Consider the following 23,618-nt stretch of genomic DNA (forward strand, 5'->3'; position numbering starts at 1 on the left):
GCGGAGAAGCTCCGGAATGATGTTTCTTCGCTCGTATCTTCGGGACGGGGGTCGTGTGCCCGCATCAGTGCAGCCGTACTTTTTTCTCAGTTATGCGCATACACCGAGGTTCGGAGCGGGGGGACCCGATCCGGACATGTGGGTGGAGCGCCTTTTCCGCGATCTCTGCAGCCATGTCATGGCGCTGACGAATCTGCCGGCGGGAGCCGAGGCGGGCTTCATGGACCGGGAGATACGCAGCGGTGAGGGCTGGTCGGAACGGCTCGGTGCGGCGCTCGCCACCTGCCGGGTCTTCGTCCCCCTGTTCTCGCCGCGCTACTTCGCCAGCGAGATGTGCGGGAAGGAGTGGTTCGCCTTCGCGCAGCGCACCATCCAGCACGAGGCGCTGAGCAACCAGCCCGCCGAAGCCATCGTGCCCGCCCTGTGGGTACCAGTTCCGCCCTCCCAACTGCCGCTCCCCGCGGAGCGGTTGCAGTTCAACCACAACACCTTCGGCGAGCGCTACGTCACCGACGGGCTGTACGGCCTGATCAAACTGCGCGGCTACGCCGAGCAGTACGAGAGCGCCGTGTACGAGCTCGCCAAGCGGATCGTCCGGGTCGCCGAGACCGTCCGGCTCGGGCCGATCCGTCCGCTGGACTACCGGCTGGTGCCGAGCGCCTTCGGCTCCCCGAGCAGCACCGCCCGCACCCTCCACGTCACGGTGGCCGCCGCCTCGCGGCACGATCTGCCGGAGGGCCGCAGCCCCGAGTACTACGGGGACAGCGCCCTGGAGTGGAACCCGTACCACCCGGTGTCCCAGCGGCCCATCGCCTACGTGGCCGAGGACCTGGTCCGCAACCTCAACTACCAGACGAGCGTGGGGTCCTTCGACGACGAGGCCGGGCACTTCGACTCCAAACAGCCGCCGACCCGGCCCGAGATCCTGATCGTCGACCGGTGGGCGGTGGAGGACGAACAGCGCCGCCAGCGCCTGGCCGCCTTCGACCAGGAGTCCCGGCCGTGGATCAACGTGGTCGTGCCGTGGAACCGCTACGACCACCAGAGCCGCGCGAAGGAGAGCGAGTTGGCCCACCGGCTCGAGGACACCATGCCCGTCAAGATGAGCCAGGGCCGGGCCGCCTGCAGGGCCGCCGCCAACGGCGTGGCCAACATGGAGACGCTCGGGCAGATCCTGCCGCAGGTGGTGGAGGCGGCCGCCCAGCAGTTCCTCAGACACGCCCAGGTCTATCCGCCGGCGGGCAGCCCGACCGGCGGCTCCGAACGGCCCCGGCTCCTGGGGCCGATGGGGATGAACGGGCCCCCGGCGCCACCGCCCGTCGCACCCTTCCCGCCGAACGCGGCCCAGGGAAACGGCAGGACCGGGACACCGGAGCACACCAACGACAACGACCGGGGGGACGCGGATGACAGCGAGTCGTGACAGCCAGAGCCGTGACAGCAGCCAGCACAACAGCCGAGACGGACACCGCGAGGGGCGGATCGTCACCTTCTACTCGTACAAGGGCGGCACCGGCCGCACGATGGCGCTGGCCAATACCGCCTGGATCCTCGCCGCCAACGGCAAGCGGGTCCTCGCCGTGGACTGGGACCTGGAGGCCCCCGGCCTGCACCGGTTCTTCCACCCCTTCCTGGACCCCTCCACCCTCGGTGCCACCACCGGTGTCATCGACCTGATCAGCGAGTACGCGTGGGCGGCCACCAGCCCGGTGCAGCGCGCCGACGACTGGCACAAGGACTACGCGCGGATCCAGCCGCACGCCGTCTCGCTCACCCCCGAGACCCTCGGCTGGGAGTTCCCCGACGGCGGCACCCTCGACTTCGTCTCGGCGGGCCGGCAGAACCGCGAGTACTCGGCGACCGTCTCCACCTTCGACTGGGACAACTTCTACGACCGGCTCGGCGGCGGCCTCTTCTTCGACGCCCTGCGGGCCGACATGAAGCGCAACTACGACTACGTCCTGATCGACAGCCGCACCGGCCTCTCCGACATAGCCGACATCTGCACCGTCCACCTCCCCGACGTCCTCGTCGACTGCTTCACCCTCTCCGACCAGTCCATCGACGGCGCCGCCTCCGTGGCCCGGCAGATCGACGAGCGGTTCAACGACCGCGGCATCAAGATCTACCCGGTGCCGATGCGCATCGACGAGGGCGAGAAGGAGAAGGCCGACGCCGGCCGCGCGCTGGCCCGGATCAAGTTCGACCGATTCCCCAACGGCCTGGTCGGGGACGAACTCACCTCCTACTGGGGCGCGGTGGAGATCCCGTACCGCCCCTACTACGCCTACGAGGAGACCCTGGCCACCTTCGGGGACGAGGCCGGGCTCACCAACTCCCTGCTCTCCGCCTTCGAACGGCTCACCACCGTCGTCACCGAGGGCGACGTCACCTCCATGCCCGCCATCGGCGAAGAGGTCCGCCTGCGCATCCGCGACGCCTTCACCCGGCGCCGCCCCGCCCTGCCCGCCGACCTCTTCCTCTCCTACGTCGCCGAGAACCGCATGTGGGCCGACTGGATCGAATCGGTGCTCACCCGGGCCGGGTTCCGGGTCGTGCCCAAGGACGTCTCCGCCGAGCGGGCCCCGAACACGGCCGCCGGGGACACCCTGGGCGGGAGCGGCCTCACCGTGGACACCGCCGCGCGGACCGTGGTGCTGCTCTCCAGCGCCTACCTCAAGTCCGCCCGCGCCGTGGACGTCTGGGAGCGGGCCGCCGCCGAGGACCCGACGGGGGGCCGGCGCCAGCTGGTGCCGCTGAGGGTGGGCGACGTACGCCTGTCCACCCCGTACATCGACCGCAATCCGGTGGACCTCTTCCGTCTCGACGAGGTCCACGCCACCACCGCCCTGCTGCGCGCGGTGGAGCGGCCGATGGCGCTGCCCGACAGCGTGGCCAGCGCCTCCGCGCCCGGCCCCCGCTTCCCCGGGACGGTTCCGAAGATCTGGAACGCACCGCCCCGCAACCCCGGTTTCACCGGCCGCTCCATCGTGCTGGAGCGGATGCGCGACCAGCTCGGCGGCGGCATGGCCGTGGTGCTGCCGCAGCCGCAGACCCTGTACGGGCTCGGCGGCGTCGGCAAGACGCAGGTGGCACTGGAGTACGTGCACCGGTTCATGGCCGACTACGACCTGGTCTGGTGGATCTCCTCGGAGCAGACCGACGACGTGGTCGCCGCCCTCGCCGAACTGGCCGTACGGCTCGGCGCGCAGACCGGCGAGGACATGTCGGCCGCCTCCCAGGAGGCGATCGACCTGCTGCGGCGCGGAGTTCCCTCCTCGCGGTGGCTGCTCGTCTTCGACAACGCCGACGATCCCGAGACCCTCAAGCGGTTCTTCCCGCCGGGCGGCCCCGGGCACGTGCTCGTCACCTCCCGCAACCAGTCCTGGTCGCAGTACGGTGACGCGCTGCCCGTGGACGTGTTCCTGCGCGAGGAGTCCATCGAGCACCTCCAGCGCCGGGCCCCCGGGCTCAGCAAGGACGACGCCGAACAGGTCGCCGTTGCCGTCGGGGACCTGCCGCTCGCGGTGGAGCAGGCGGGCGCCTGGATCGCGGAGACCGCGACCCCGGTGTCCGCGTACATCGAGCAGCTGGCCCAGCAGGCCGCCCGGGTACTGGCGCTGAACCAGCCGCCCGGGTACCCGGAGCCGGTGGCCGCCACCTGGAACGTCTCCATCGAGCGGCTCCAGTCCCGCTCCCCCGCCGCCGTACGGCTGCTCCAGCTGTGCGCCTTCTTCGCACCCGAGCCGATCTCGGCGAACCTGCTCTACAGCAAGGAGATGATCGACGCGCTCAAGCCGTACGACTCCTCCCTCCAGGAGAAGCTCGTCCTCGGCCGCGTCATCCGGGAGATCGGCCGGTTCGCGCTGGCCAAGGTCGACCAGGTCAGCAACAGCATCCAGGTCCACCGCCTCGTACAGGCCGTGATCCGGGCACAGCTGTCCGAGGAGGAGCAGCGCGAGGCCCGGCACGCGGTGCACCGGATCCTGGCGGGTGCCCGGCCGGACGACGACGAGCCGATAGACAACCCGGAGACCTGGCCGCGGTTCAACACCATCTGGCCGCACCTGACCCCGTCGGAGGCCCGGTTCTGCAAGGAGCCGGAGACCCGCCGGCTCCTGATCGACCGCGTCCGGTACCTGTGGAAGCGCGGTGACTTCAAGGCCGCCTACACCCTGGGCGAGGAGCTGCGCGAGACCTGGCGCGAGACCCTGGGCGGCGACGACCTCCAGTACCTGTACCTGCGGTTCCACCTCTCCAACATCCTGCGCTCGCAAGGCCGGTTCGTGGAGGCGATGGAGCTCGACGAGGGCACGCTGGAGCGCCAGCAGGCGGCCCTGGGCGCCTCGCACCCGCACACCTACATGACCACCAGCGGCCTGGCGATGGACCTGGGCGCGCTCGGCCGCTACGGCGAGGCGATGGAGCTGGCCACGGCCGCGCACGAGGGCTTCGGGCAGATCTTCCACGAGGCGCACCCGCGCACCCTGGCCGCCGCGAACAACCTGGCGCTCAACCTGCGCATGATCGGGCAGTACGCGCGGGCCAGGGAGATCGACCAGGAGGTCTTCGACCGGCGCACCGAAGTCCTGGGCACGGACCACCCGTACACCCTGTCCTCGGCGCAGAACCTGGCGCGCGACCTGCGCGAGGTGGGCCGGTACGACGACTCGGTGCAACTGCTGAGCCGGACGTACGAGATCTACAAGCGGACGCTGGGCCGGGCCTTCCCGGGCACCCTGTCGGCGGCCAAGAACCTGGCGGTGTCGCTGCGCCGGGCGGGAGACGTGGAGGACGCGCTGCGGCTGACGACCGCGACCCGCAACCGCTACCGGGCCAAGTACACCTCGGTCAACCCGGACCTGCTGGCCTGCGAACTGAACCTGGCGGCCGACATGTTCGCGACCGGGGACCCGGGCGGGGCCAGGGACCTGGCCCAGGAGGTGGTGGACGAGTACATCAAGGTGCCGGGCGAGCGGCACCCGTACACCCTGGCCGCGGTCAACAACCTCGCGGTGTTCCACTGGGGCACGGGGGCGGCGGAGACCGCCGAGCCGATGCTGCGCCAGACCATCCACCACATGCGCGAGGTGCTGGGCGACAACCACCCGCACACCATCTTCGCCAACCTCAACCTGGCCAACGCCCGGGCGGACCTGGGCGATCCGGAGGGGGCGCTGGAGCTGGAGCGGATCTCGGTGATGCGGCTGCGCGAGGCCCTGGGCGTGCACCATCCGGAGACCCTGGCGAGCTCGTCGAACATGGCGGTCAGCCTGGACATGATGGGGCGCAAGGAGGAGGCGAACCGGGTGCGGGCGGAGGCGGTGGCCGAGCTGACGCGGCTGCTGGGCGAGGACCACGGCCTGACCCGGTACGCGCGTGACGAGCGGCGGGTCCACCGGGACCTGGAGCCGCTGGCGGTGTGATCCGACAGGGGGCGGCTCCCGCCGGGCGCCGCCCCCGCACCTCCCCTCCCCTCCCGACAGACGCCGAACGCAGAACCAGCAGACTGGGGGGTTCGCTGTGACTGACAGCATGACCTTTCGCAATGAGGACCTGCCGGCCCTCTTCCACCACACCGACCAGGCGGCGATCACCCGGCAGCGGGAGTCCACCCAGGCCACCCGCGCCCAGCTGATGCTGCTCGTCCTGGCCGCCGGGATCGCCGCCCTGCCCGAGGGGCCGAAGCTCGGCTCCGCCTACCTGTCCGGGCTCCTCAGCGTGCTCGCGTACGCCGGGGTGCTGGGCGTGGGCGTACGGGCCACCCGGCGCCGGGCCCGCCCGCAGTGGCAGCTCAACCGCAGCGCCGCGGAGTTCATCAAATCGCTGGCCTGGCGGTACGCCGTCCACGGCGCGCCCTTCGGCAGCGATGCCCCTGGCGTCGAGGAGACCTACCGGACCCGGCTGGAGGCGGGACTGAACGAGCTGCGGAAGATGGGCTGGGAGGATCCGCGGACCGCCGGACTGGTGCCGGAGGGCGGCGAGATCACCGGTGCGATGTTCCGGCTGCGGGGACTGGACTACCAGGTCCGCAGGGAGACGTACGTCCGTGACCGGCTGATCGAGCAGCGCAACTGGTACCAGCGCAAGACGGAGGTGTCCCGGCGGGCCACGGCCCTGTGGTCGTGGTCGATCGTGCTGCTGACCCTGCTGGCGCTGCTGTTCGCCCTCTTCGGGGCGTTCGGTTCGGGTCCGGGGCCGAAGCTGACGGGGCTGCTGAGCGCGGCCGCGACGGCGGGCATCGCCTGGAACGAAGTGCGCCGCCACCATCCGCTGATCGAGGCGCACACCCTGATCGAGCAGGACCTCTCCGCGATGATGGTCGTGATGCAGACGACCATCACCGAGACGCAGTGGCCCTCCGCGGTCTACGAGACGGAGCGGTACGTGTCCCCGCAGCACACGGACTGGCTTGCGCGGCACAGTAGTTGAGAGATCTCGCGGTGTGCGGGGCGTGACCTCAGTCCCGGGTCACGCCCTCGCACCAGATCACGGTGACGGGCTTGCCGAGCGTGCGCGCGTAGGCGACGATCTCGGCGGTGCCCCCGTGCCCCCGGGCGGGCAGGCCGTCCCAGACGGCGACGAGGCGGTCGCAGGAGTCGGCGATGTAGGTGCCGGCGGCGTAGTAGGCCTCGTCGGTGGAGCGGGCGAAGTCCATGCGGACCTCCTGGGTGGCCCGGCCCTTGAGCCCCCGGAAGCGCTCCAGGGCCTCGGCGCCCTCGAAGCCCTCCTCGTAGTCCCCGCTGGGGATGACCACGGTGAGGTCCGCGCCGCATTCCAGCGCGATGGCGGCGAAGAGCTGGTCCGCCCCCTCGGCGAGGCTGGAAAGGGCTTCCAGCGGCCCCTCGTGGCTTCCCAGCAGGGCCCGCAGGCCCTCTTCCACGTGGCCGAGCACCTCGTCCGGGATCGACCTGTGGCCGGTCACGCCGATTCGTTTCATTCGCAGACCTGCTCCCCCCATGGACACGGACGCCCTGGACATCCTCCCAGAAGGCGGGAGGACGTCCAGGGGCCCGACGGGGCGCACGGGTCTAATACACGCTGACGCCGTACGCGTTGAGGGCCTCTACGACGGGCTGGAAGAACGTGGTGCCGCCCGAGGAGCAGTTGCCGCTGCCGCCGGAGGTGAGGCCGACGGCGCGGGTGCCGGAGTAGAGCGGCCCGCCGCTGTCACCGGGCTCGGCGCAGACGTTGGTCTTGATCATTCCGTAGACCACGTCGCCGCCGCCGTAGTTCACGGTGGCGTTGAGGCCGGTCACCGTGCCGCCGTGGATGCCGGTGGTGGAGCCGCGCCGGGTCACGGACATGCCGTTGGTGGCGTTGACGGCGCTGGTGATGTCCTGGCTGCCGACGGTGCCGGGCGGCACCGGGGAGTTGCTGGCGTACTTGATCAGGCCGTAGTCGTTGGTCGGGAAGCTGGAGCCGACCGTGGACCCGATGACCGTGGTGTGCGAGGAACTGGTCCACCAGGTGCCCGCGCCGTCGGTGCAGTGGCCGGCGGTGAGGACGTAGTAGGTGCTGCCGCTGCGCACGTTGAAGCCCAGCGAGCACCGCCAGCCGGAGGTGTAGATGGCGTCTCCGCCGGAGAGCAGCTTGGTCAGCTTGCCGGGGATCCGTTCGATGCGCAGGGCGGCGGCGTCCGCCCCGGCCTCGCGTCGGATTCTGGCGAGCCCGGCGGCCGAGACGGTGGAGTCGGCGGTGACCACGAGGGTTCCGGTGGCGGGGTCGGTGTGCCAGGCGGTGCCGGCGACGTCGGCGCGCAGGACCGAGGCTCCGGCCGTGGCGAGCCGGTCGGCGCTGAAGCCGCCGTCGGCGTGGGCGGTGGTGGGGGCGGCGAGGGCGGCCACCGCGGCCATGCCGGTGGCCACGGCGAAGAGCCTGGAGCGGATGATGCGGGTGATCCTCACTTGTCGTCCTCCCGGAAGGGATCGGGGGCCCGGCCGGAGTGGGGTACCGGTGCCCGTGGGGGGCGGCCGGGGGCACGAGCGGCACCAGGCCGTTCGACGTGCCCCTGACAAGCCTCGAGAGACGCTGTCGGGAGTGTGCTGGCGTCAGATGGCGGGAGCAAGGGCGCCTTTCAGCCGTCGCTCACCCGCCGCGAGCTCGAAGGGCAGCGTGTTCCCGGGCGGCGGGAAGGGGCAGACGAAGTGGTCCGCGAAGGCGCAGGGCGGCAGCTGGACCCGGTTGAGGTCCACGGTGATCGACCCGTCGGCCGCCGGGGTGCCGGGCCTGAGGAAGCGGAAGCGGTAGCTGGAACGCCCGCCGGTGGCGTCCCCGATGACCGCCCAGAGGCTGCCGTCGTCCCCGTCCACGGCGACCTGGAGGGCATGGCGCGCGCCCTCGAACTCGAAGCTCAGCTCGCCGCCGAGGTCCAGTCCGCGCGAGCGCCCGTCGGCGTTCTCGACCTGGACGGTCCGCTCCTCGCCGTACGGGCTGAACCGCCCCGCCGCCACGTACGCCGGGTCGTACGGGGTGGCCTCGATCCCCGTGAAGGCCGTGCGGCCGGGCGCGGCGGGGTCGAAGGCCCGTACCGCCCACTCCCCTTCGCGCCGCATCACGACGAGCCGTACGTCCCCGGCGGCGACCCGGGAGTGCGACGGCGGGGTGTCGTCGGTGGCGAGGACGGCCTCGCCCGTGAAGCGTTCCTCGTCCAGGAGGATCCCGTCCTCGGGGCCCGCGGTCAGGGTCACCGCGCCGCCGGTGACGCGCCAGCTCCCCGGAACGGCCGGAATTCGACCTTCCGGGTAGTCGGCGAGCCAGTGGGTTCCAGTCAGCGAGAGGGGCCCGTAGGGGGCCGACACGGTGGCCACGCGATGCTCGTGCCACTGCTTCCAGGCGGTGGCCGGGTCGTCTTGGGAAAGTGCGTCAGCGCTCATGCCGCTCAACCCTTCCACACCGGCCCGGGCGGGAACCTCAAGGTACGCCGTCCGGGCCTGCGCGGATCTGAGGCGGCCTCAGCAGCCGTCGCAGGGACAGCAGCAGCAGTCGCAGCCGTCACAACCGCAGTCGCAGTTCTCGCAGCCCCCGCAGTCGCAGTTGTCGCACCAGGGCTGCCGCTTCTCGCGGGACCAGGGCCCTTCGTGCTCCGTGCAGCACAGCTGGCAGGTGCAGAACAGCCCGAGGGCCACCGCGCAGCCCGACAGGAGGTCCCGGCGGGGCTTGCGCGGGGGCGGCGGCGGGCCGAAGTCCATGGGCGGCGGACCGAAGCCGCCCTGGCCGGCGGAGTCCGTCACGGTGTGGCCGCAGCCGGCCGTGCCGAAGGCCCGGTCCACGGAGGTGCGCAGCTCGTGCACCAGCAGCCGGTGGGCGAGGCCCGCGTCCGCGAACTCCGCTTCGCGCAGTGCCAGCCGGATGCCGTGGAGGGCGTCGTCGCAGAGCCTGCGGGCCTCGGCCCGGGAGGTCCCGGTGGCGGTCAGCGGGTTCCAGGCCCCGGCGGCGGCGTCGGCGCCCTGGTCCTCCACGGCGTCCAGCAGGTGCGCGAGCCGCCCGAAGTAGCGGCCCGCCTCGGCGAGCGCGGGGGCGTTGCCCGGCCGTCCGGCGAGGGTTGCGGTATGGGCGAAGGCGGCGGCCGTGGCGGTCTCGGTCGGCTCGGTGACCACGAGCACCGGCGTGCCGGGTCCGGCCAGGGTCTCGATGCCCGCCTGCCGGTCCACGGCGTCGACGAGCACGGCCGTGTCGAAGCCGAGCGAGGCCCCGGTGCGGGCGCCGGCCCGGTCCCAGCCCCGCGCCACCCGGCGCGCGGCCAGGGCGATGGGGGCGCGGGCCAACAGCCCGTCCCGGTCGGCCACGTGGTCCCGTACCTTCGCGGAGGCCAGGACGAGCGAGACGGCGGCCGCGAGCCTCGCCCCCTCGCCCTGGGCGACCGGGGCGGTGCGCATCCCACGCAGTGGACAGGGACCGGCGGTGCGCCGGGCGCCGGGGGCCGGACCCGACTGAGCCTCCGTCAGAACGGAGACGAGCAGCCCGTCGTAGTTGGTCACGATCCTCGCGAGCTGGCCGTGGTCCCCCCGAAGTGCCAGGCACAGCCCGCACAGATGAGCCATCCACTCCGCCTTGAACCGCTCGCCCAGTCTGTGCGTGCAAGGTCTGACGATGCCGAACATTGGTGCTCCCCGTGTGTCATACGCGTGCTCGACGGGCATCGTAACGAGCCCGGCCCTTCACCCGTACGTCCCCGTCGGTCACCCGTACGGCGGCACTGGTCGTATTTTCACTCAGTCAGCAGCGGTACCCGCCAGGATCCTTGACCGTGCAACGGATGTTCTGCACCAGTACCGTCACGAAACCCCTGCGCGGCGACTATCCACTTGGCGCGTTGTCAGCATCATGGACGACGATAGGGACGCGGAAGAGAAGACAGACTGACCGCGATGAAAGGAGGCGTCCATGGGTTCGGTGCGCAAAGCGAGTGCCTGGCTGGGTCTCGTAGAGGACAGCGACGACGAGCGTTACTACGACGACGACTACGCGGAGGCCCCGCAGGGTGGTTCGGTGGTCGGCCCCGGCGAGCAGTGGGTCACCGACCCGCGCGTCAAGGTCGCGTCGGAGTCCGCCGTGGAGCAGGGCCGGCGCATCGCGACGGTCACCCCCGACGGTTTCCGTGACGCGCGCGGCATCGGCGAGCTGTTCCGCGACGGCGTCCCGGTCATCGTGAACCTGTCGTCGATGGACCCGGGCGACGCGAAGCGCGTGGTCGACTTCGCGGCCGGTCTGACCTTCGGACTGCGCGGTTCGATCGAGCGGGTGGCGACCAGGGTCTTCCTGCTGACCCCGGCCGACACCCAGGTCGTGAGCGGCGAGGCCGGCGGCCGCTCTCGCGATTTCTTCAACCAGAGCTGAGCGGGGCCCTCACCGGCTGAAAGGCCGGCCGGCTCACCGGAAGGCGTCGAGCCCGGTGAGTGCCTTGCCCAGCACCAGTTGGTGCATCTCGACGGTGCCCTCGTAGGTGAGGACCGATTCGAGGTTGGTGGCGTGCCGCATGACGGGGTACTCGAGGGAGATCCCGTTGGCACCGAGGATGGTCCGCGCGGTGCGGCAGATATCGATGGCCTCGCGGACGTTGTTGAGCTTGCCGAAGCTGATCTGCTCGGGCCGCAGGGTGCCCGCATCCATCCGCCGGCCCAGGTGGTGGGCGAGCAGGATCCCCTTGTGGAGCTCCAGCGCCATGTCCGCGAGCTTGGCCTGGGTGAGCTGGAACCCGCCGATGGGCCTGCCGAACTGCTCGCGCGTCTTCGCGTAGTCGAGCGCCGCCTCGAAGCTGGCGCGCGCCGCTCCCATGGAGCCCCACACGATCCCGTACCGCGCGTGGCTGAGGCAGCCGAGCGGCCCCTTGAGCCCGGTGACCCCCGGAAGCACCGCGTCGGCGGGCAGCCGTACGTCGTCCAGGACCAGCTCGCTGGTGACCGAGGCGCGCAGGGACCACTTGTGCTTGATCTCGGGCGCGGAGAACCCGGCGGTGTCCGTGGGCACGGCGAACCCGCGGATCCCCTCGTCGGTCTGCGCCCAGACGACGGCCACGGACGCCACCGATCCGTTGGTGATCCACATCTTGCGCCCGTTGAGCACCCAGTCGGTGCCCTCGCGCTTGGCGTACGTGCGCATCGCGCCCGGGTCGGAGCCCACGTCGGGCTCGGTCAGCCCGAAGCATCCGATGAGCTCGCCGGCGGCCATGCCCGGCAGCCAGCGCTGCTTCTGCTCCTCGGAGCCGTACTTCCAGATCGCGTACATGGCCAGCGAGCCCTGTACGGAGACCAGGGAGCGGATCCCGGAGTCGGCGGCCTCCAGCTCCAGGCAGGCGAGCCCGTACTGGACGGCGCTCGCCCCGGCGCAGCCGTACCCCTCGAGGGACATCCCGAGGGCCCCGAGCGCGCCCAGCTCTTTCGCGAGCTCGCGGATCCCGGGCAGCTCGCCGCTCTCGTACCACTCGGCGATGTGGGGCAGCACCCGGTCCGCGGCCCAGCCGCGGACGGTGTCGCGGATGGCGAGGTCCTCGGGAGTGAGGAGATCGTCGAGCCCGAGCGGGTCGGTGGGAACGAAGGACACGGAGCCTCCTGGCATGCCGGGGTGTGCGGAAACCTAGCGCTGCAAGTTTGTCGCTCCGCCCGCGCGCGGTCCACCCGCTCCGGGCACTGGTCCGGGTTCGGCCCGGTGCGGTCGGGTACGGCCGGGTACGGCCGGGTACGGCTCGGTCCGGCGAGCAACGGATCGGTCCGGTTCGGGAGCCCTCGCGGATGGGGGCAGACTGCTGGGATGCTCGAGACCTCCGCGCGGCTGCTGCGCCTGTTGTCCCTGTTGCAGGCCCACCGGGAATGGACCGGATCCGATCTCGCCGACCGGCTCGGGGTGACCCCGCGCACCGTGCGGCGGGACGTGGACCGGCTGCGGGAGCTCGGATATCCCGTGAACGCCAGCCCCGGCACCGGCGGCGGGTACCAGCTGGGGGCCGGGGCCGAGCTGCCGCCGCTGCTGCTCGACGACGACGAGGCCGTCGCCGTGGCCGTGGGGCTGCGGACCGCCGCCGGCAACGGCGTCGAGGGGATCGGGGAGGCCTCCGTCCGGGCCCTGGCCAAGCTGGAACAGGTGCTGCCGTCCCGGCTGCGGGGCCGGGTGTCGGCGCTGAACCGGTTCACCGTGCCCATGCTGCGCGGGAGCGGCCCGTCCACCGTCGACCCGGCCGTGCTGACCGATCTGGCCACGGTCTGCCGCGACGGCGAGCGGCTGCGCTTCGGCTACCGCGACCACGGGGGCACGGTCACCCGGCGCACCGTCGAACCGCACCGGCTGGTGTGCACCGAGCGGCGCTGGTACCTGGTCGCCTGGGACCTCGACCGGGAGGACTGGCGGACCTTCCGGGCCGACCGGATCGAGCCCAGACCCCCGCACGGCCCGCGCTTCACCCCGCGCCCGCCACCCGCCGAGGACCTCGCCGCGTACGTCTCCCGGGGGATCTCCCAAGGGGCCTACGCGGTCCGGGCGGTGGTCCGGCTGCGGGTGCCGATGGCGCGGGCCGCACAGATCGTCGGGCCGGCCGACGGGACCCTGGAGCCCCTCGACGAGGGGAGCTGCATCCTGCGGACGGGGGCCGTGAACCTGGATGTTCTGGTGATTCACATCATGCTGATCGGCTGTGAGTTCGAAGTCGTCGAGCCGGTCGAGCTGACGGACCGGATCAGGGCTCTGCGAGATCTCCTCGGCAGGTCTCTGGAACCTCGCGAAGTGCCCTCGGAAGTGAAGGAGATGTAAGGGAGCGGAGGGGGTCCGGAGTGGGTTCCGGCGGGAATTCCGGGAAGTTCCAGGGGAATTCGAAAGAGAATTCACGCCGGGCGTGTCGCGGACCGGAAAATGAATGGTCCAGACAAATTCGACGGCCACAGGACTGTCGACATTCCGTGACACAAGCGTGACCCGGTACGGAGGAACGTCCGGGCGCACGGCTGACGGTCGGGCCGGACGTACGACGACGGCGGGCCCCGGTCCTCGACCGGGGCCCGCCGTCGCTGCGGAAGGGTGTGCGTACCGTCCGCGGTTCAGCCTCCGGCGGCCGGGCGGGTCACCGTGCCGCGCGCCGGGGTGCGGTCGGCGTGGGCCGGGCGGCGGCTGCCGACCGGGGTGGCCGGGGGCCGCTCGGAGCGGACCAGGTGCGGGCGGGGGGCGAGGTGGCCGGCGGGCCGGGCGGCCGGGTAGTGCCCGGCCGTGGCCGGCAGGGCGGCGGCGGCCAGGGCCGCGACCGGAACCGCGGCCGGCGGCGCGGCGGGCTCCGAAGGCACCGCGACGGAGGGCCGGGCGGGGCGCTGGAGCCGCCACTTGCCGCCGGCGGAGAGCAGCGGGACGAGCACCCCGGTGAGGGGCTCGGGCACCCGGCCGGCTTCCACGAGGGAGCGCAGCCGCGCGCGCACGGCGAACACGTAGGCCTCCGCGTGGGCGATGAGCGGCTCGAACCACGGCAGCGCCAGCAGTACGAGCAGACCGGCGGACCAGCCGAGCAGGACGTCGCTGACCCAGTGGGTGCCCAGGTACACGGTGGTGGCGCCGACGCTCAGCGAGACGACCGCGGACACCACGGAGAGCACCCGGCGGGTGACCACGGTGGAGGCCAGGTAGGCCAGGATTCCCCAGGTCACCACGGCGTTGGCGGTGTGGCCGGAAGGAAATATATCCCCGCCCGCGAAGAGCTCGGCGGAGCCGATCTGGGTGGCGTAGTGCGGACCGAGCCTGCCGAGGCCGAGCTTGACGGCGCCGACGGTGATGTTGAGCAGCAGCAACGCCACGCCGAGGGTGATCAGCGGGCGCAGGGTGTGCTGCCGCCAGGAGCGCCAGCCGAGCCAGGCGGCGACCATCACGGCGGTGGGTCCGCGCTGGCCCAGGACGACGAGGTAGTCGAGGAAGGCGTGGAGCTGCGGCCACTGCTCGTAGGGCCGGAAGAACATGACCTGCCAGTCCATGCGGACGAGCCAGGAGGTGGTCAGGACGGCCACGACGATCGCGAGGTAGAAGGCGAGTGTCGCTCCGAGGAGCACGACGCGGTGCCGGCTCATCTGCGGGGTTTGCAGATGAGCCGGTCGCTCTGGTTCCCGGTCCAGCCGGGCGAACACCCGCTCCAGTCTGGGCAGGATTTGGTCGGTACGCACTCAATCGACGTTACCGCGCGCCGATGGGCGGCCCGGTCGAATCGCGGGCTTTGTGATGACCATGTGATGTGGAGTTGGTCTCACGCGGGACTTAATTCCCGCCAATAGGCCTTTGGTTGGAGCACCGCCGGTCCCTTGGTCCGGCCATTTCCTCGCACACTTAGCCGGACTTTATCGACAAGGCCCAATTGCTTTGCTCAAAGATGGAACGGAATGCTCCATTCCGTGATGTCGGGCCCGTACCGGGGATCTGCGGAGGGCGGCTACGGAGGCCCCGAGCCGTTCAGCCAGAAGGCCCCGTACCCGGCCGAAACGACCGCCAGCGCGCCCAGCACCGCGGCCGCCCGGCCCGTCCGCCACCCGGCCAGCGCCACCGCCGGCGGGAACACCAGCGGGAAGGCGGGCAGCAGCAGCCGGGGCTTGGAGCCGAAGTAGCCGGAGGCGCACAGCGCCAGCGCGACCACGATCCCGCCGTACACGAGCAGCGGGAGCGGCTGCCGCTGCCGTACGCAGAGCCCGTACAGCCACAGCACCAGCGCGACCCCGGCGATCAGGCCGATCCCGGCGGGGAAGGCGGAGGAGGCCAGGCGGGCGCCGATGAAGCGGGCGAAGGCCCAGCCGCCGTCGAAGCCGTTGCCCCAGCCGCCCTGCACGTCCAGGTATCCGGTCAGACCGCCGCCGGTCCGCGCGCCGACCCACAGCACGTACGCCGCCGCGCCCAGCGGAGCCAGCAGGGCCCCCGCCACCGCTCGCCCGGAGCCCTCCCCGCGACGCCGGGCCAGCGCCGCGGCCACCCAGACCGCCGCGACCACCGCGGCCCCGACCGGGCGGGTCAGCCCCGCCCCGGCCGCGAGCAGACCGGCGGTGAGCCAGCGGCCGCGCAGGGCCCCGTAGAGGCTCCAGGCGGCCAGCGCGGTGAACAGCGACTCGCTGTACGCCATCGACTGCACGATCCCCACGGGCAGCGCGGCCCAGAGCCCGACGGCGAGCACCCCGGCCCGGCGGCCGTGGAGCAGGTCGGCCACCGCGAAGATCCCCCAGGCGGCGGCGAGCCCGGCGACCGCCGACACCACCAGGCCCGCGGACCCGTAGCCGAGGCCGGTGACGGCCGAGACCAGTCGCTCCAGCCAGGGCAGCAAGGGGAAGAAGGCCAGGTTGGAGTGGACGTCCCCGTTGGGCAGGGCCACCTCGTACCCGTACCCCTCGGCGGCGATCCGGGCGTACCAGAGGGAGTCCCAGCGCGCCGAGAGCAGCGTGTGCGCGCTGCTGCCGGCCACCGCCCCCCACACCGCGAGCACCGTCAGCCCCAGCAGTCGGACCGCCGCAAAGACGGCGAGGGCGGGCGCGGCCCGCCGAAATCCAAGATCCTTCACGGGCATGATTATCGAGGGCGCGAGCGGGCGCGGGCGTGCGTGCACGCGGGCGCGGAGCGAGGCTCGGGGCGAGGCCAGGGCCGAAGGGGGGCGGCGGTGCGCGGCGAGTGGCACACACCACACGGCGGCCCGAGGCGGGATGAGAGCTTGACCACGTGTGCCAGAGCCGAACTCGCGTACGCTGACTCTTCACTCGCGTGTCGACGCCGGACCCCGTAGGACGCCACCTTCACCCCCTGTGGCCCCGAAAGACGCTGGTCCGCCGAGTGCGAGGGATCACCTGGGAGGTACATGCATGTCGGGGACGAACGTGACCACCGGCGACAGGAACCCTTCCCTCCGGCAGCGACTGCGGCGACTCGGCGCGGCCTCCGGCGGGCCCAACCGCTGGGCGGTGCTCGCGGTCCTGTGCGTCAGCCTGGTCCTCGTCGCGCTCGACGCGACGATCCTGCACGTGGCCGTCCCCTCCGTCACCGAAGACCTGCGGCCCGGCTCGATCGAGCTCCTGTGGATCGTCGACGCCTACCCACTGGTGTGCGCCTCCCTGCTGATCCTCTTCGGCACCCTCGGCGACCGCATCGGCCGCCGCCGCGTCCTCCTCCTCGGCTACGGACTCTTCGGCGTGGCCTCGGCCGTCGCCGCCCTCGCCGACAACGCCCAGGTGCTCATCGCCGCCCGCGCCCTGCTCGGCGTCGGCGGCGCGATGATCATGCCGGCCACCCTGTCGATCCTGCGCCAGGTCTTCCCCGACCGCCGCGAGCGGGCCCTGGCCATCGGCATCTGGACCGCCGTCGCCGCCATCGGCGCGGCCAGCGGGCCGGTCCTCGGCGGCTTCCTCGTCCAGCACTTCTGGTGGGGTTCGGTCTTCCTCATCAACATCCCGCTGATGATCCTGCTCCTCCCGCTGGGCCGGTGGCTGCTGCCCGAGTCGAAGGGCACCTGCGACGGGCCCTGGGACGTGCTCGGCGCGCTGATGGCAGCCGGCGGTGTCCTCGGCGTGGTCCTCGGGGTCAAGCGGTTCGGCGCGGAGCGGCAGATCGCCGACCTCGAAGCACTGGTTCCGCTGCTGCTCGGCGCGGCACTCCTGGTGCTGTTCGTGCGCCGGCAGAAGCGGCGCGCGCACCCGCTGATCGACATGCGGATGTTCTCCCGGCCCGCCTTCACCACCTCGGTCGGCTGCATCGTGCTGGCCATGCTCGCGCTGGTCGGGCTGGAGCTGATCGCCGTCCAGTACCTCCAGCTGGTGCTGCACCTGAGCCCGCTGGAGACCGGGCTGCGCCTGCTGCCGCTCACCTTCGCCGCGATGGCGGCGGGCGCGACCGGCTCGTACACGCTGGCCCGGACCGGGCCGCGCCGGATGGTCTCGCTGGGCTTCGTACTGACCGCCTTCGCGGTGCTGCTGCTGACCTTCATGGGCCAGCACGACCGGCCGGTGCTGCTCACCGTGGGCTTCATCCTGCTCGGCTTCGGCCTGCAGACCACCCTTTTCGCCGCCTACGAGTCGATGCTCAGCGAGGCCCCGGCGGCCACCGCGGGCGGCGCGGCCTCGATCGGCGAGACCTCGTACCAGCTGGGCGCGGGCATGGGCATCGCGCTGCTCGGCAGCGTGATGAACGCGGCCTACGCACCCGGGCTGACCGGGGTGCCGGGGGTCTCCGCGGCGCAGTCCGCCGACGCCGCGCACTCGCTGGGCGAGGCGTACCAGATCGCGGCGCAGATCGGCGGAGCGGCGGGGGACTCCCTCTCCGCGGCCGCCCGGCATTCCTTCGTCCACGGTCTGCACGTGACCCTGGTGGTCAGCGCCGCCCTGCTGCTGGCGGGGGCGCTGATGGCCCTGAAGCTCCCCCGCACCATGGAGTGCGCCGATCCCGAGGCCGCCGAGCAGGACCGGGGCCCGGTACGGGTCCCCGCGCAGCCGGGACCCGAGGCGTCGGCCCCGGCCTCCGGCGGCCCCGGTGCCCGCATCCCGGCGCAGCCCTCGGGCACCCCCGACCCGGCGGTCGGCCGCCCGGCCTGAGCCGACGTGCCCGAGCCGGTGGGCTCGAGCCGCCGGAGTCAGGCCTTCGGCGCGGCCCTGACGGGGGTCCGGGCCGGAGTCGGAGCCTGGACCGGGGCCTGGACCGGGGCCTGAACCGGAGCCTGAACCGGAGCCTGCGAAGGCACCGACGGAGCCACCGGCGCGGTGGCCGGGGCAGCCGGGGCCGGGGTCGCCGGGGGCAGGGTCAGGAGGATGCCGATCCGCAGGGCCTCCGGGCGCGGGCCGATCACCGCCCGGTTCGCCTCGTACAGCGCCTGCCAGCCGCCCTTCACCCGGTGCCGCCGCGCGATCCCCGCCAGCGTGTCCCCGCTCCGCACCACGTGCATCCGCCCCGCCAGCCCGTACCGCGTGGCGCACACCGGCCACGCCTCCCAGCCCTGGGTCCCCAGCAGGTCCTCCGCGACGCGGATCTGCTGCTCCCGCGTCGCCAGGTCGGCCCTCGGGGCGAACAGCAGCCCTCCGTGCTCCTCCCAGGTCGGCTGCCAGAACTGCAGTCCCCCGTAGAAGCCGTTCCCCGTGTTCACCGCCCACCGGCCCCCGCTCTCGCAGTCGGCCACGCAGTCCCACGGCCACTTCCCGCCGGGTCCGCAGTCCACCGACCGACCGTGCGCACCCGGCGCGGGCGGCGGCGGCGCGGCCGCGGCGGCCGCCTCCGCCGGCGGGAAGAACGCCGGAACGAGCACGAGCACCAGCGCGGCGGCGCGGGCGGCAGCCGGGAACCCCAAGTTGCGCATCGCGTCACGCTACGCAGCCCCGTACCCGGGCTCGGGCCCGCCACACCGCGCCCCGGCCGCCGCCACCCGCTCGGCCCCGTCCGGCCCCGGTCGACCCACCGCCGAAACGGTCCACACCGGCCACCAACTGCGCACAACAGGAAAACAGTTGGCACGAAAACAACGCCCCGGTCGGACCGTTCACTCCTTCGGGGGTCCGGTTCGATTCCGTTCCCTCAAACGGCGTGACCCCGGCCGCCACTCCCCCGTTGAGCCCGGCGAGCCGGAACCCCCCGGCCCCGCACGCCTAGTCCGAGGAGCCACCCCGTGCCGCGCATGCTCGAAGTCAGTGATGAGGTACGTGCCGAGATCGGCGACGAGGAGGCCGAGCGGCTGCTCGCCGGTGACGGGTCCCCGGGCAGTTACGACTGCACGTCCTGCCGCACCCCCGGCGACTCCGAGCGCGAGCAGACCAGCACCGTGCTGTTCGTCGGCGACGAGACCGCCGTCCTCGCCTTCGCCCACGCGGGCTGCATCCCCTCGCAGGTGGTCTCGGTCCCCGAGGCCCACCTCCAGGGCGCCGTCCGCTCCATCACCGGCGACAGCCCCTCGTCCCCCGCCGGCGACGTACCGCAGTCCGTACCCGGCGGCCAGGCCGTCCTCGGCATCACCAGCGGACTGATCCTGATCAACGGGGAACTGCACCCCGCCCTGGTCGTGGAGCCCACCGCCCCCATCGCCCGCCCCGGCACCACCGGTCCCGGCGACGACTTCCTCCCGCTCCTCATCGAGCAGGGCTTCGTCCCGGTCACCGACACCGACGAGGTCCCGTCCGCGCTGAGCGGCTGGTCGATCCTGCTCGCCGCCGGCCAGCTGCACTCCGTGCTCCAGCCCGGCCAGATCGCCTGGTGGCAGGCGCACAAGCCGCTGTCGGTCACCGACGGCTGGCGGGCCGCGGTCAACAAGACCCAGCGCGTCCTGGTCTACGCCGCCCCGGTCGACTCCATCGGCCAGCAGCCCCGCGAGGACCTGCTCCGCGCCGCCCTGGACAAGGCCGCCGCGAACGGCAAGCTGGTGGCCGCCTCGATGCCGCTGGCGGGCACCCCGGGCGCCTGATCTGCAGAATTTCCCCCGAACCGCCGTCCGCCCCCCAGGGGGCCGGGCGGCATGCGCCGGGGGTGCGCGGTCCGTCCCGCGCACCCCCGGCGATCTGCGTTTTCCGCCCCGTGACCCCGCATCCGTGGGCCGCCGGTTTCGTTGGCTGATACGTGCATTCCTACGATGTCTCCCGCGCCCCGTCCTATCCGAGCAGCGTTCCCCCGATGCGCCCCGCACGGGAGCTGGAGAGCGCTCCGGCCGCCTCGCACACCCCGATCTACGACCTGCTGTACTCGGAGTACCTGCGCGCCTTCCGGGCCCTGCCGGGCGACCGCACGGGCGAGGAGGACCTCGGTTTCACGGCGTTCTCCTACGGCGGCTCGTACACGGCCGGCCACGCGGCCCCGTACCCCGTCGGCGGCACGTACACGGGCACGTACGGGAGCGGCTACGCAGGCTCCCACGGCAGCGCGTACGGCGGCTCCCACGCCGCCGCCCAGGGCAGCGGCTGGAACGGTTCCTCATGGCAGCAGGCGGACGCCTGGCAGCCGGCCCACGCCCCGCAGCAGCCCCAGCCCCAGTACTCGTACGCCGGCTCGGGCTCCGGATACGCGGGCGGGCGGCAGCACCAGACCGGGATGCAGCACATCCCGGCGGCCCTGCCGCCCGCTCCTCGCCGGGGCTACTAGCCGAACACCGCTAGCCCCGACGGCCCCGCCGTACCGCCACTACATCTTGCGCTTGTGCTGGGCGCCGCGCTTCTCGCGCACCCGGACCGAGATGTGGATCGGGGTTCCCTCGAAGCCGAACTCCTCGCGCAGGCGGCGCTCGATGAAGCGGCGGTAGCCGTGCTCCAGGAAGCCCGAGGCGAAGAGGACGAACCGCGGCGGCTTGCTGCCCGCCTGGGTGCCGAACAGGATGCGCGGCTGCTTGCCACCGCGGATCGGGTGCGGGTGGCCGGCGACGACCTCGCCGAGGAAGGCGTTCAGACGGCCGGTGGGGATACGGGTCTCCCAGCCGGCGAGCGCGGTCTCGATGGCCGGGACCAGCTTCTCCATGTGGCGGCCGGTGAGCGCCGAGACGTTCACCCGGGGCGCCCAGGCGACCTGCTGCATCTCGGTCTCGATCTCGCGCTCGAGGTAGTAGCGGCGCTCCTCGTCGAGGTTGTCCCACTTGTTGTACGCGATCACGATCGCGCGCCCGGCCTCGACGGCCATGGTGATGATGCGCTGGTCCTGGACGGAGATCTGCTCGGTCGTGTCGATCAGGATGACCGCGACCTCGGCCTTCTCCACGGCGGCGGCCGTACGCAGCGAGGCGTAGTAGTCGGCGCCCTGCTGGAGGTGGACCTTCTTGCGGATGCCCGCGGTGTCGATGAACTTCCAGGTGACCCCGCCGAGCTGGATCAGCTCGTCGACCGGGTCGCGGGTGGTGCCGGCCATCTCGTTGACGACGACCCGGTCCTCCTTGGCCACCTTGTTCAGGAGGGAGGACTTGCCGACGTTGGGACGGCCGATGAGGGCGATCCGGCGCGGGCCGCCGACGGCGGTGCCGAAGCTCTGCTCGGGCGCCTCCGGGAGGGCCTCCAGGACGGCGTCCAGCATGTCGCCGGTGCCGCGGCCGTGCAGGGAGGAGACCGGGTGCGGGAAGCCGAGGCCCAGCGACCACAGGGACGCCGCGTCGGACTCGCCGCTCTGCCCGTCGACCTTGTTGGCGCACAGGACGACGGGCTTGCCCGCCTTGCGCAGCAGCCGGACGACGGCCTCGTCGGTGTCGGTGGCGCCGACCTTGGCGTCCACGACGAAGACGACCGCGTCGGCGGCCTCGATGGCGTACTCGGCCTGGGCGGCGACGGAGGCGTCGATGCCGAGGACGTCCTGCTCCCAGCCGCCGGTGTCGACGACCTTGAAGCGGCGGCCGGCCCATTCGGCCTCGTAGGTGACGCGGTCGCGGGTGACGCCGGGCTTGTCCTCGACGACCGCTTCGCGGCGGCCGATGATGCGGTTCACCAGGGTCGACTTGCCGACGTTCGGGCGGCCCACGACGGCGAGGACGGGCAGCGGGCCGTGGCCGGCTTCCTGAAGGGCGCCTTCGACGTCCTCGATGTCGAAGCCCTCTTCCGCGGCGAGCTCCATGAACTCCGCGTACTCGGCGTCGCCAAGTGCTCCGTGGTCTTGCTGGTCGTTCATGAAGTCCGTTCCTCGTCGTTCGTGGTGATCGGTGGCACCCGCGCAGCGCGGTTCCACTACTAGGTCAAGTCTCGCTCAGCGCCCGGTGAGGCGCTTGGCATCGGCCAGGTGGGCGGTCAGCCGGTCCTGGATGCGTACGGTGGCCTGGTCCAGCGCGGTACGGGTACGGCGGCCACTGCCGTCCCCGGCGTCGAAGGCATCGCCGAAGACGATGTCGACCCTGCTCTTGAATGCCGGCAGCGCCTTGACGACGCGGCCGCGGCGCTCGGTGCTGCCCAGTACGGCGACCGGCACGATGGGTGCCCCGCCGCGGACCGCGAAGTACGCGAGGCCCGCGCGCAGCGAGGCGAAGTCTCCCTCGCCCCGGGTGCCCTCGGGGAAGATCCCCAGGGCCCCGCCGTTCTCCAGTACGCCCAGTGCGCGGCTGATCGCGCCCCGGTCGGCGCCGGAGCGATCCACCTTCACCTGCCCGATCCCTTCGAGGAAGGAGCCGAGCGGGCCGACGTACGCCTCCTTCTTGATCAGGAAGTGCAGCGGCCGGGGGGCCGTGCCCATGACCATGGGGCCGTCGATGTTGTGGGAGTGGTTCACGGCCAGGATCACGGGGCCGGATGCGGGGACCTTCCAGGCACCCAGCACGCGCGGCTTCCACAGGCCGTACATGAGACCGATGCCGATCCGCCGGCCGACCGCCGCACCCTTGAGGGAGGGCGTATCGCTCACTTGCGGCCCGCCCTTTTCTCTGTGCCCTCGGTCGCGCTCCGCCTCGACTCCGCTGCGGCCGAGTGCTCCTCGCTCGTTCCTCGCGCGGAACCCTCAGCCTTCGCTGCATCTCGGCTTTGCCGCTCTACCACCAAGGTGACCACGCACTCGATCACCTGGTCGAGCGTGAGCTCGGTGGTGTCCACCTCGACGGCGTCGCCGGCCATGGCCAGCGGGGAGGTCTTGCGGCCCGAGTCCGCGGCGTCGCGCTGGAGCAGCGCCTGCTTGGTGGCCGCGAGGTCCGAGGCCTCCTTGCCGCGCAGCTCCCCGCTGCGGCGGGCCGCGCGGGCTTCGGCCGAGGCGGTGAGGAAGATCTTCAGGTCGGCGGCGGGCAGCACGGTGGTGCCGATGTCCCGGCCTTCGACGACGATCCCCTCGGCCTCGTCGGCCGCCCGGGCGGCGATGGACCGCTGGAGCTCCGTGATCAGGGTGCGCACCTCGGGGACGGCGCTCACGGCGCTGACCTTCGAGGTGACCTCCTGGGTCCGGATCGGGCCGGAGGCGTCCAGGCCGTCCACCGTGATGGTGGGCGCGGACGGATCCGTACCGGACACGATGACGGGCTTGGCCGCCGCGATGGCGACGGCCTGCGCGTCGGCGGTGTCGACACCGTTGGTGATCATCCACCAGGTGATGGCCCGGTACTGGGCACCGGTGTCCAGGTAGCGCAGCCCGAGCTTGGCGGCCACGGCCTTGGAAGTGCTGGACTTGCCCGTGCCGGAGGGACCGTCGATGGCGACGATCACGGCGGACGGAGCTACGGTTTCCACGGTGCGGGCACCTTCCTGGTTGCGCTACGTGTCCGGGCGCGCCAATAG

The 23,618-nt window shown here is 72.3% G+C and carries 18 protein-coding genes and 1 pseudogene; 8 read left to right on the forward strand and 11 right to left on the reverse strand.

Going from position 1 to position 23,618, the window contains the following annotated elements:
• Window positions 1-19: 19 nt before the first annotated feature.
• The 3 genes from OHU74_RS07530 (at window position 20) to OHU74_RS07540 (ending at window position 6,432) form a co-directional block, all read left to right on the forward strand.
• Window positions 20-1,423, forward strand: a complete 1,404-nt coding sequence (locus OHU74_RS07530; protein ID WP_371619601.1) for a TIR-like protein FxsC — start codon at window positions 20-22, stop codon at window positions 1,421-1,423.
• Complete coding sequence (gene fxsT / locus OHU74_RS07535) at window positions 1,407-5,426, forward strand: FxSxx-COOH system tetratricopeptide repeat protein (RefSeq protein WP_371615171.1); 4,020 nt, start codon at window positions 1,407-1,409, stop codon at window positions 5,424-5,426. Before OHU74_RS07530 ends, fxsT begins: the two co-directional genes overlap by 17 nt.
• Window positions 5,427-5,535: 109 nt before the next feature.
• On the forward strand, window positions 5,536-6,432 hold the full coding sequence (locus tag OHU74_RS07540) for a DUF4231 domain-containing protein (protein ID WP_371615172.1): 897 nt from the start codon (window positions 5,536-5,538) through the stop codon (window positions 6,430-6,432).
• A 28-nt stretch (window positions 6,433-6,460) separates the two neighbouring features.
• Here OHU74_RS07540 and OHU74_RS07545 read toward each other — a convergent pair whose 3' ends face one another.
• The 4 genes from OHU74_RS07545 to OHU74_RS07560 all read right to left on the reverse strand — a co-directional run bounded on the left by OHU74_RS07545 (window position 6,461) and on the right by OHU74_RS07560 (window position 10,103).
• Complete coding sequence (locus tag OHU74_RS07545) at window positions 6,461-6,940, reverse strand: hypothetical protein (RefSeq protein ID WP_371615173.1); 480 nt, start codon at window positions 6,938-6,940, stop codon at window positions 6,461-6,463.
• Between the two features lie 91 nt (window positions 6,941-7,031).
• Window positions 7,032-7,856: a S1 family peptidase gene (locus OHU74_RS07550; RefSeq protein WP_371619602.1), complete on the reverse strand. Its 825-nt coding sequence runs from the start codon at window positions 7,854-7,856 to the stop codon at window positions 7,032-7,034.
• 195 nt (window positions 7,857-8,051) lie between these two features.
• Window positions 8,052-8,876 (reverse strand): DUF1684 domain-containing protein, encoded by an 825-nt coding sequence (locus OHU74_RS07555; protein ID WP_371615174.1) that lies wholly within the window; start codon window positions 8,874-8,876, stop codon window positions 8,052-8,054.
• 78 nt (window positions 8,877-8,954) lie between these two features.
• The gene (locus OHU74_RS07560; RefSeq protein WP_371615175.1) at window positions 8,955-10,103 is read right to left on the reverse strand and encodes a DUF5685 family protein; all 1,149 of its coding nucleotides are present in this window, start codon (window positions 10,101-10,103) and stop codon (window positions 8,955-8,957) included.
• A gap of 283 nt (window positions 10,104-10,386) precedes the next feature.
• Here OHU74_RS07560 and OHU74_RS07565 point away from each other — a divergent pair, with 283 nt between their 5' ends.
• Window positions 10,387-10,839: a cell division protein SepF gene (locus OHU74_RS07565; RefSeq protein ID WP_330295645.1), complete on the forward strand. Its 453-nt coding sequence runs from the start codon at window positions 10,387-10,389 to the stop codon at window positions 10,837-10,839.
• Window positions 10,840-10,872: 33 nt separating this feature from the next.
• On the opposite strand, the gene OHU74_RS07570 is transcribed toward OHU74_RS07565, so the two are convergent.
• On the reverse strand, window positions 10,873-12,042 hold the full coding sequence (locus OHU74_RS07570; protein WP_330295646.1) for an acyl-CoA dehydrogenase family protein: 1,170 nt from the start codon (window positions 12,040-12,042) through the stop codon (window positions 10,873-10,875).
• A gap of 207 nt (window positions 12,043-12,249) precedes the next feature.
• Here OHU74_RS07570 and OHU74_RS07575 point away from each other — a divergent pair, with 207 nt between their 5' ends.
• Entirely contained in the window at window positions 12,250-13,242 is a 993-nt protein-coding gene (locus OHU74_RS07575) for a helix-turn-helix transcriptional regulator (protein WP_371615176.1), read from the forward strand.
• 284 nt (window positions 13,243-13,526) lie between these two features.
• Here the strand turns inward: OHU74_RS07575 and OHU74_RS07580 are convergent, their stop codons facing one another.
• Window positions 13,527-14,627 (reverse strand): phosphatase PAP2 family protein, encoded by a 1,101-nt coding sequence (locus OHU74_RS07580; RefSeq protein ID WP_371615177.1) that lies wholly within the window; start codon window positions 14,625-14,627, stop codon window positions 13,527-13,529.
• 263 nt (window positions 14,628-14,890) lie between these two features.
• Window positions 14,891-16,006 (reverse strand): glycosyltransferase family 39 protein, encoded by a 1,116-nt coding sequence (locus OHU74_RS07585; RefSeq protein WP_371615178.1) that lies wholly within the window; start codon window positions 16,004-16,006, stop codon window positions 14,891-14,893.
• A 289-nt stretch (window positions 16,007-16,295) separates the two neighbouring features.
• Between OHU74_RS07585 and OHU74_RS07590 the strand changes: the two genes are divergently transcribed.
• Window positions 16,296-18,017: an MFS transporter gene (locus tag OHU74_RS07590; RefSeq protein ID WP_371615179.1), complete on the forward strand. Its 1,722-nt coding sequence runs from the start codon at window positions 16,296-16,298 to the stop codon at window positions 18,015-18,017.
• Window positions 18,018-18,055: 38 nt separating this feature from the next.
• On the opposite strand, the gene OHU74_RS07595 is transcribed toward OHU74_RS07590, so the two are convergent.
• On the reverse strand, window positions 18,056-18,772 hold the full coding sequence (locus tag OHU74_RS07595) for a transglycosylase family protein (RefSeq protein ID WP_371615180.1): 717 nt from the start codon (window positions 18,770-18,772) through the stop codon (window positions 18,056-18,058).
• A gap of 306 nt (window positions 18,773-19,078) precedes the next feature.
• Here OHU74_RS07595 and OHU74_RS07600 point away from each other — a divergent pair, with 306 nt between their 5' ends.
• Both OHU74_RS07600 and OHU74_RS07605 read left to right on the forward strand, forming a co-directional pair.
• Window positions 19,079-19,867, forward strand: a complete 789-nt coding sequence (locus tag OHU74_RS07600; RefSeq protein ID WP_330295652.1) for a hypothetical protein — start codon at window positions 19,079-19,081, stop codon at window positions 19,865-19,867.
• A 206-nt stretch (window positions 19,868-20,073) separates the two neighbouring features.
• Window positions 20,074-20,538, forward strand: coding sequence for a hypothetical protein (locus OHU74_RS07605; protein ID WP_371615181.1), 465 nt, complete (start codon window positions 20,074-20,076; stop codon window positions 20,536-20,538).
• Between the two features lie 39 nt (window positions 20,539-20,577).
• Here the strand turns inward: OHU74_RS07605 and der are convergent, their stop codons facing one another.
• The 3 genes and pseudogenes from der to cmk form a co-directional block, all read right to left on the reverse strand.
• Window positions 20,578-22,038: a ribosome biogenesis GTPase Der gene (gene der / locus OHU74_RS07610; RefSeq protein WP_330295654.1), complete on the reverse strand. Its 1,461-nt coding sequence runs from the start codon at window positions 22,036-22,038 to the stop codon at window positions 20,578-20,580.
• Window positions 22,039-22,113: 75 nt separating this feature from the next.
• Window positions 22,114-22,761, reverse strand: coding sequence for a lysophospholipid acyltransferase family protein (locus OHU74_RS07615; RefSeq protein ID WP_371615182.1), 648 nt, complete (start codon window positions 22,759-22,761; stop codon window positions 22,114-22,116).
• A 113-nt stretch (window positions 22,762-22,874) separates the two neighbouring features.
• Window positions 22,875-23,570, reverse strand: a pseudogene (gene cmk / locus OHU74_RS07620) ((d)CMP kinase); the annotation flags it as partial.
• Window positions 23,571-23,618 lie beyond the last annotated feature (48 nt).

It is taken from the genome of Streptomyces sp. NBC_00454 (assembly GCF_041434015.1).
GTDB lineage: Bacteria > Actinomycetota > Actinomycetes > Streptomycetales > Streptomycetaceae > Streptomyces.

Excerpts from the sequence above, each read along its gene's own strand:
- OHU74_RS07575 (WP_371615176.1), top strand. The coding sequence starts at position 12,250 with ATGCTCGAGACCTCCGCGCGGCTGCTGCGCCTGTTGTCCCTGTTGCAG.
- OHU74_RS07590 (WP_371615179.1), top strand. The coding sequence starts at position 16,296 with ATGTCGGGGACGAACGTGACCACCGGCGACAGGAACCCTTCCCTCCGG.
- OHU74_RS07605 (WP_371615181.1), top strand. The coding sequence starts at position 20,074 with ATGCGCCCCGCACGGGAGCTGGAGAGCGCTCCGGCCGCCTCGCACACC.
- OHU74_RS07560 (WP_371615175.1), bottom strand. The coding sequence starts at position 10,103 with ATGTTCGGCATCGTCAGACCTTGCACGCACAGACTGGGCGAGCGGTTC.
- OHU74_RS07555 (WP_371615174.1), bottom strand. The coding sequence starts at position 8,876 with ATGAGCGCTGACGCACTTTCCCAAGACGACCCGGCCACCGCCTGGAAG.
- OHU74_RS07540 (WP_371615172.1), top strand. The coding sequence starts at position 5,536 with ATGACCTTTCGCAATGAGGACCTGCCGGCCCTCTTCCACCACACCGAC.
- OHU74_RS07595 (WP_371615180.1), bottom strand. The coding sequence starts at position 18,772 with ATGCGCAACTTGGGGTTCCCGGCTGCCGCCCGCGCCGCCGCGCTGGTG.
- OHU74_RS07550 (WP_371619602.1), bottom strand. The coding sequence starts at position 7,856 with ATGGCCGCGGTGGCCGCCCTCGCCGCCCCCACCACCGCCCACGCCGAC.
- der (WP_330295654.1), bottom strand. The coding sequence starts at position 22,038 with ATGAACGACCAGCAAGACCACGGAGCACTTGGCGACGCCGAGTACGCG.
- OHU74_RS07530 (WP_371619601.1), top strand. The coding sequence starts at position 20 with ATGTTTCTTCGCTCGTATCTTCGGGACGGGGGTCGTGTGCCCGCATCA.
- OHU74_RS07585 (WP_371615178.1), bottom strand. The coding sequence starts at position 16,006 with ATGCCCGTGAAGGATCTTGGATTTCGGCGGGCCGCGCCCGCCCTCGCC.
- fxsT (WP_371615171.1), top strand. The coding sequence starts at position 1,407 with ATGACAGCGAGTCGTGACAGCCAGAGCCGTGACAGCAGCCAGCACAAC.
- OHU74_RS07565 (WP_330295645.1), top strand. The coding sequence starts at position 10,387 with ATGGGTTCGGTGCGCAAAGCGAGTGCCTGGCTGGGTCTCGTAGAGGAC.
- OHU74_RS07545 (WP_371615173.1), bottom strand. The coding sequence starts at position 6,940 with ATGAAACGAATCGGCGTGACCGGCCACAGGTCGATCCCGGACGAGGTG.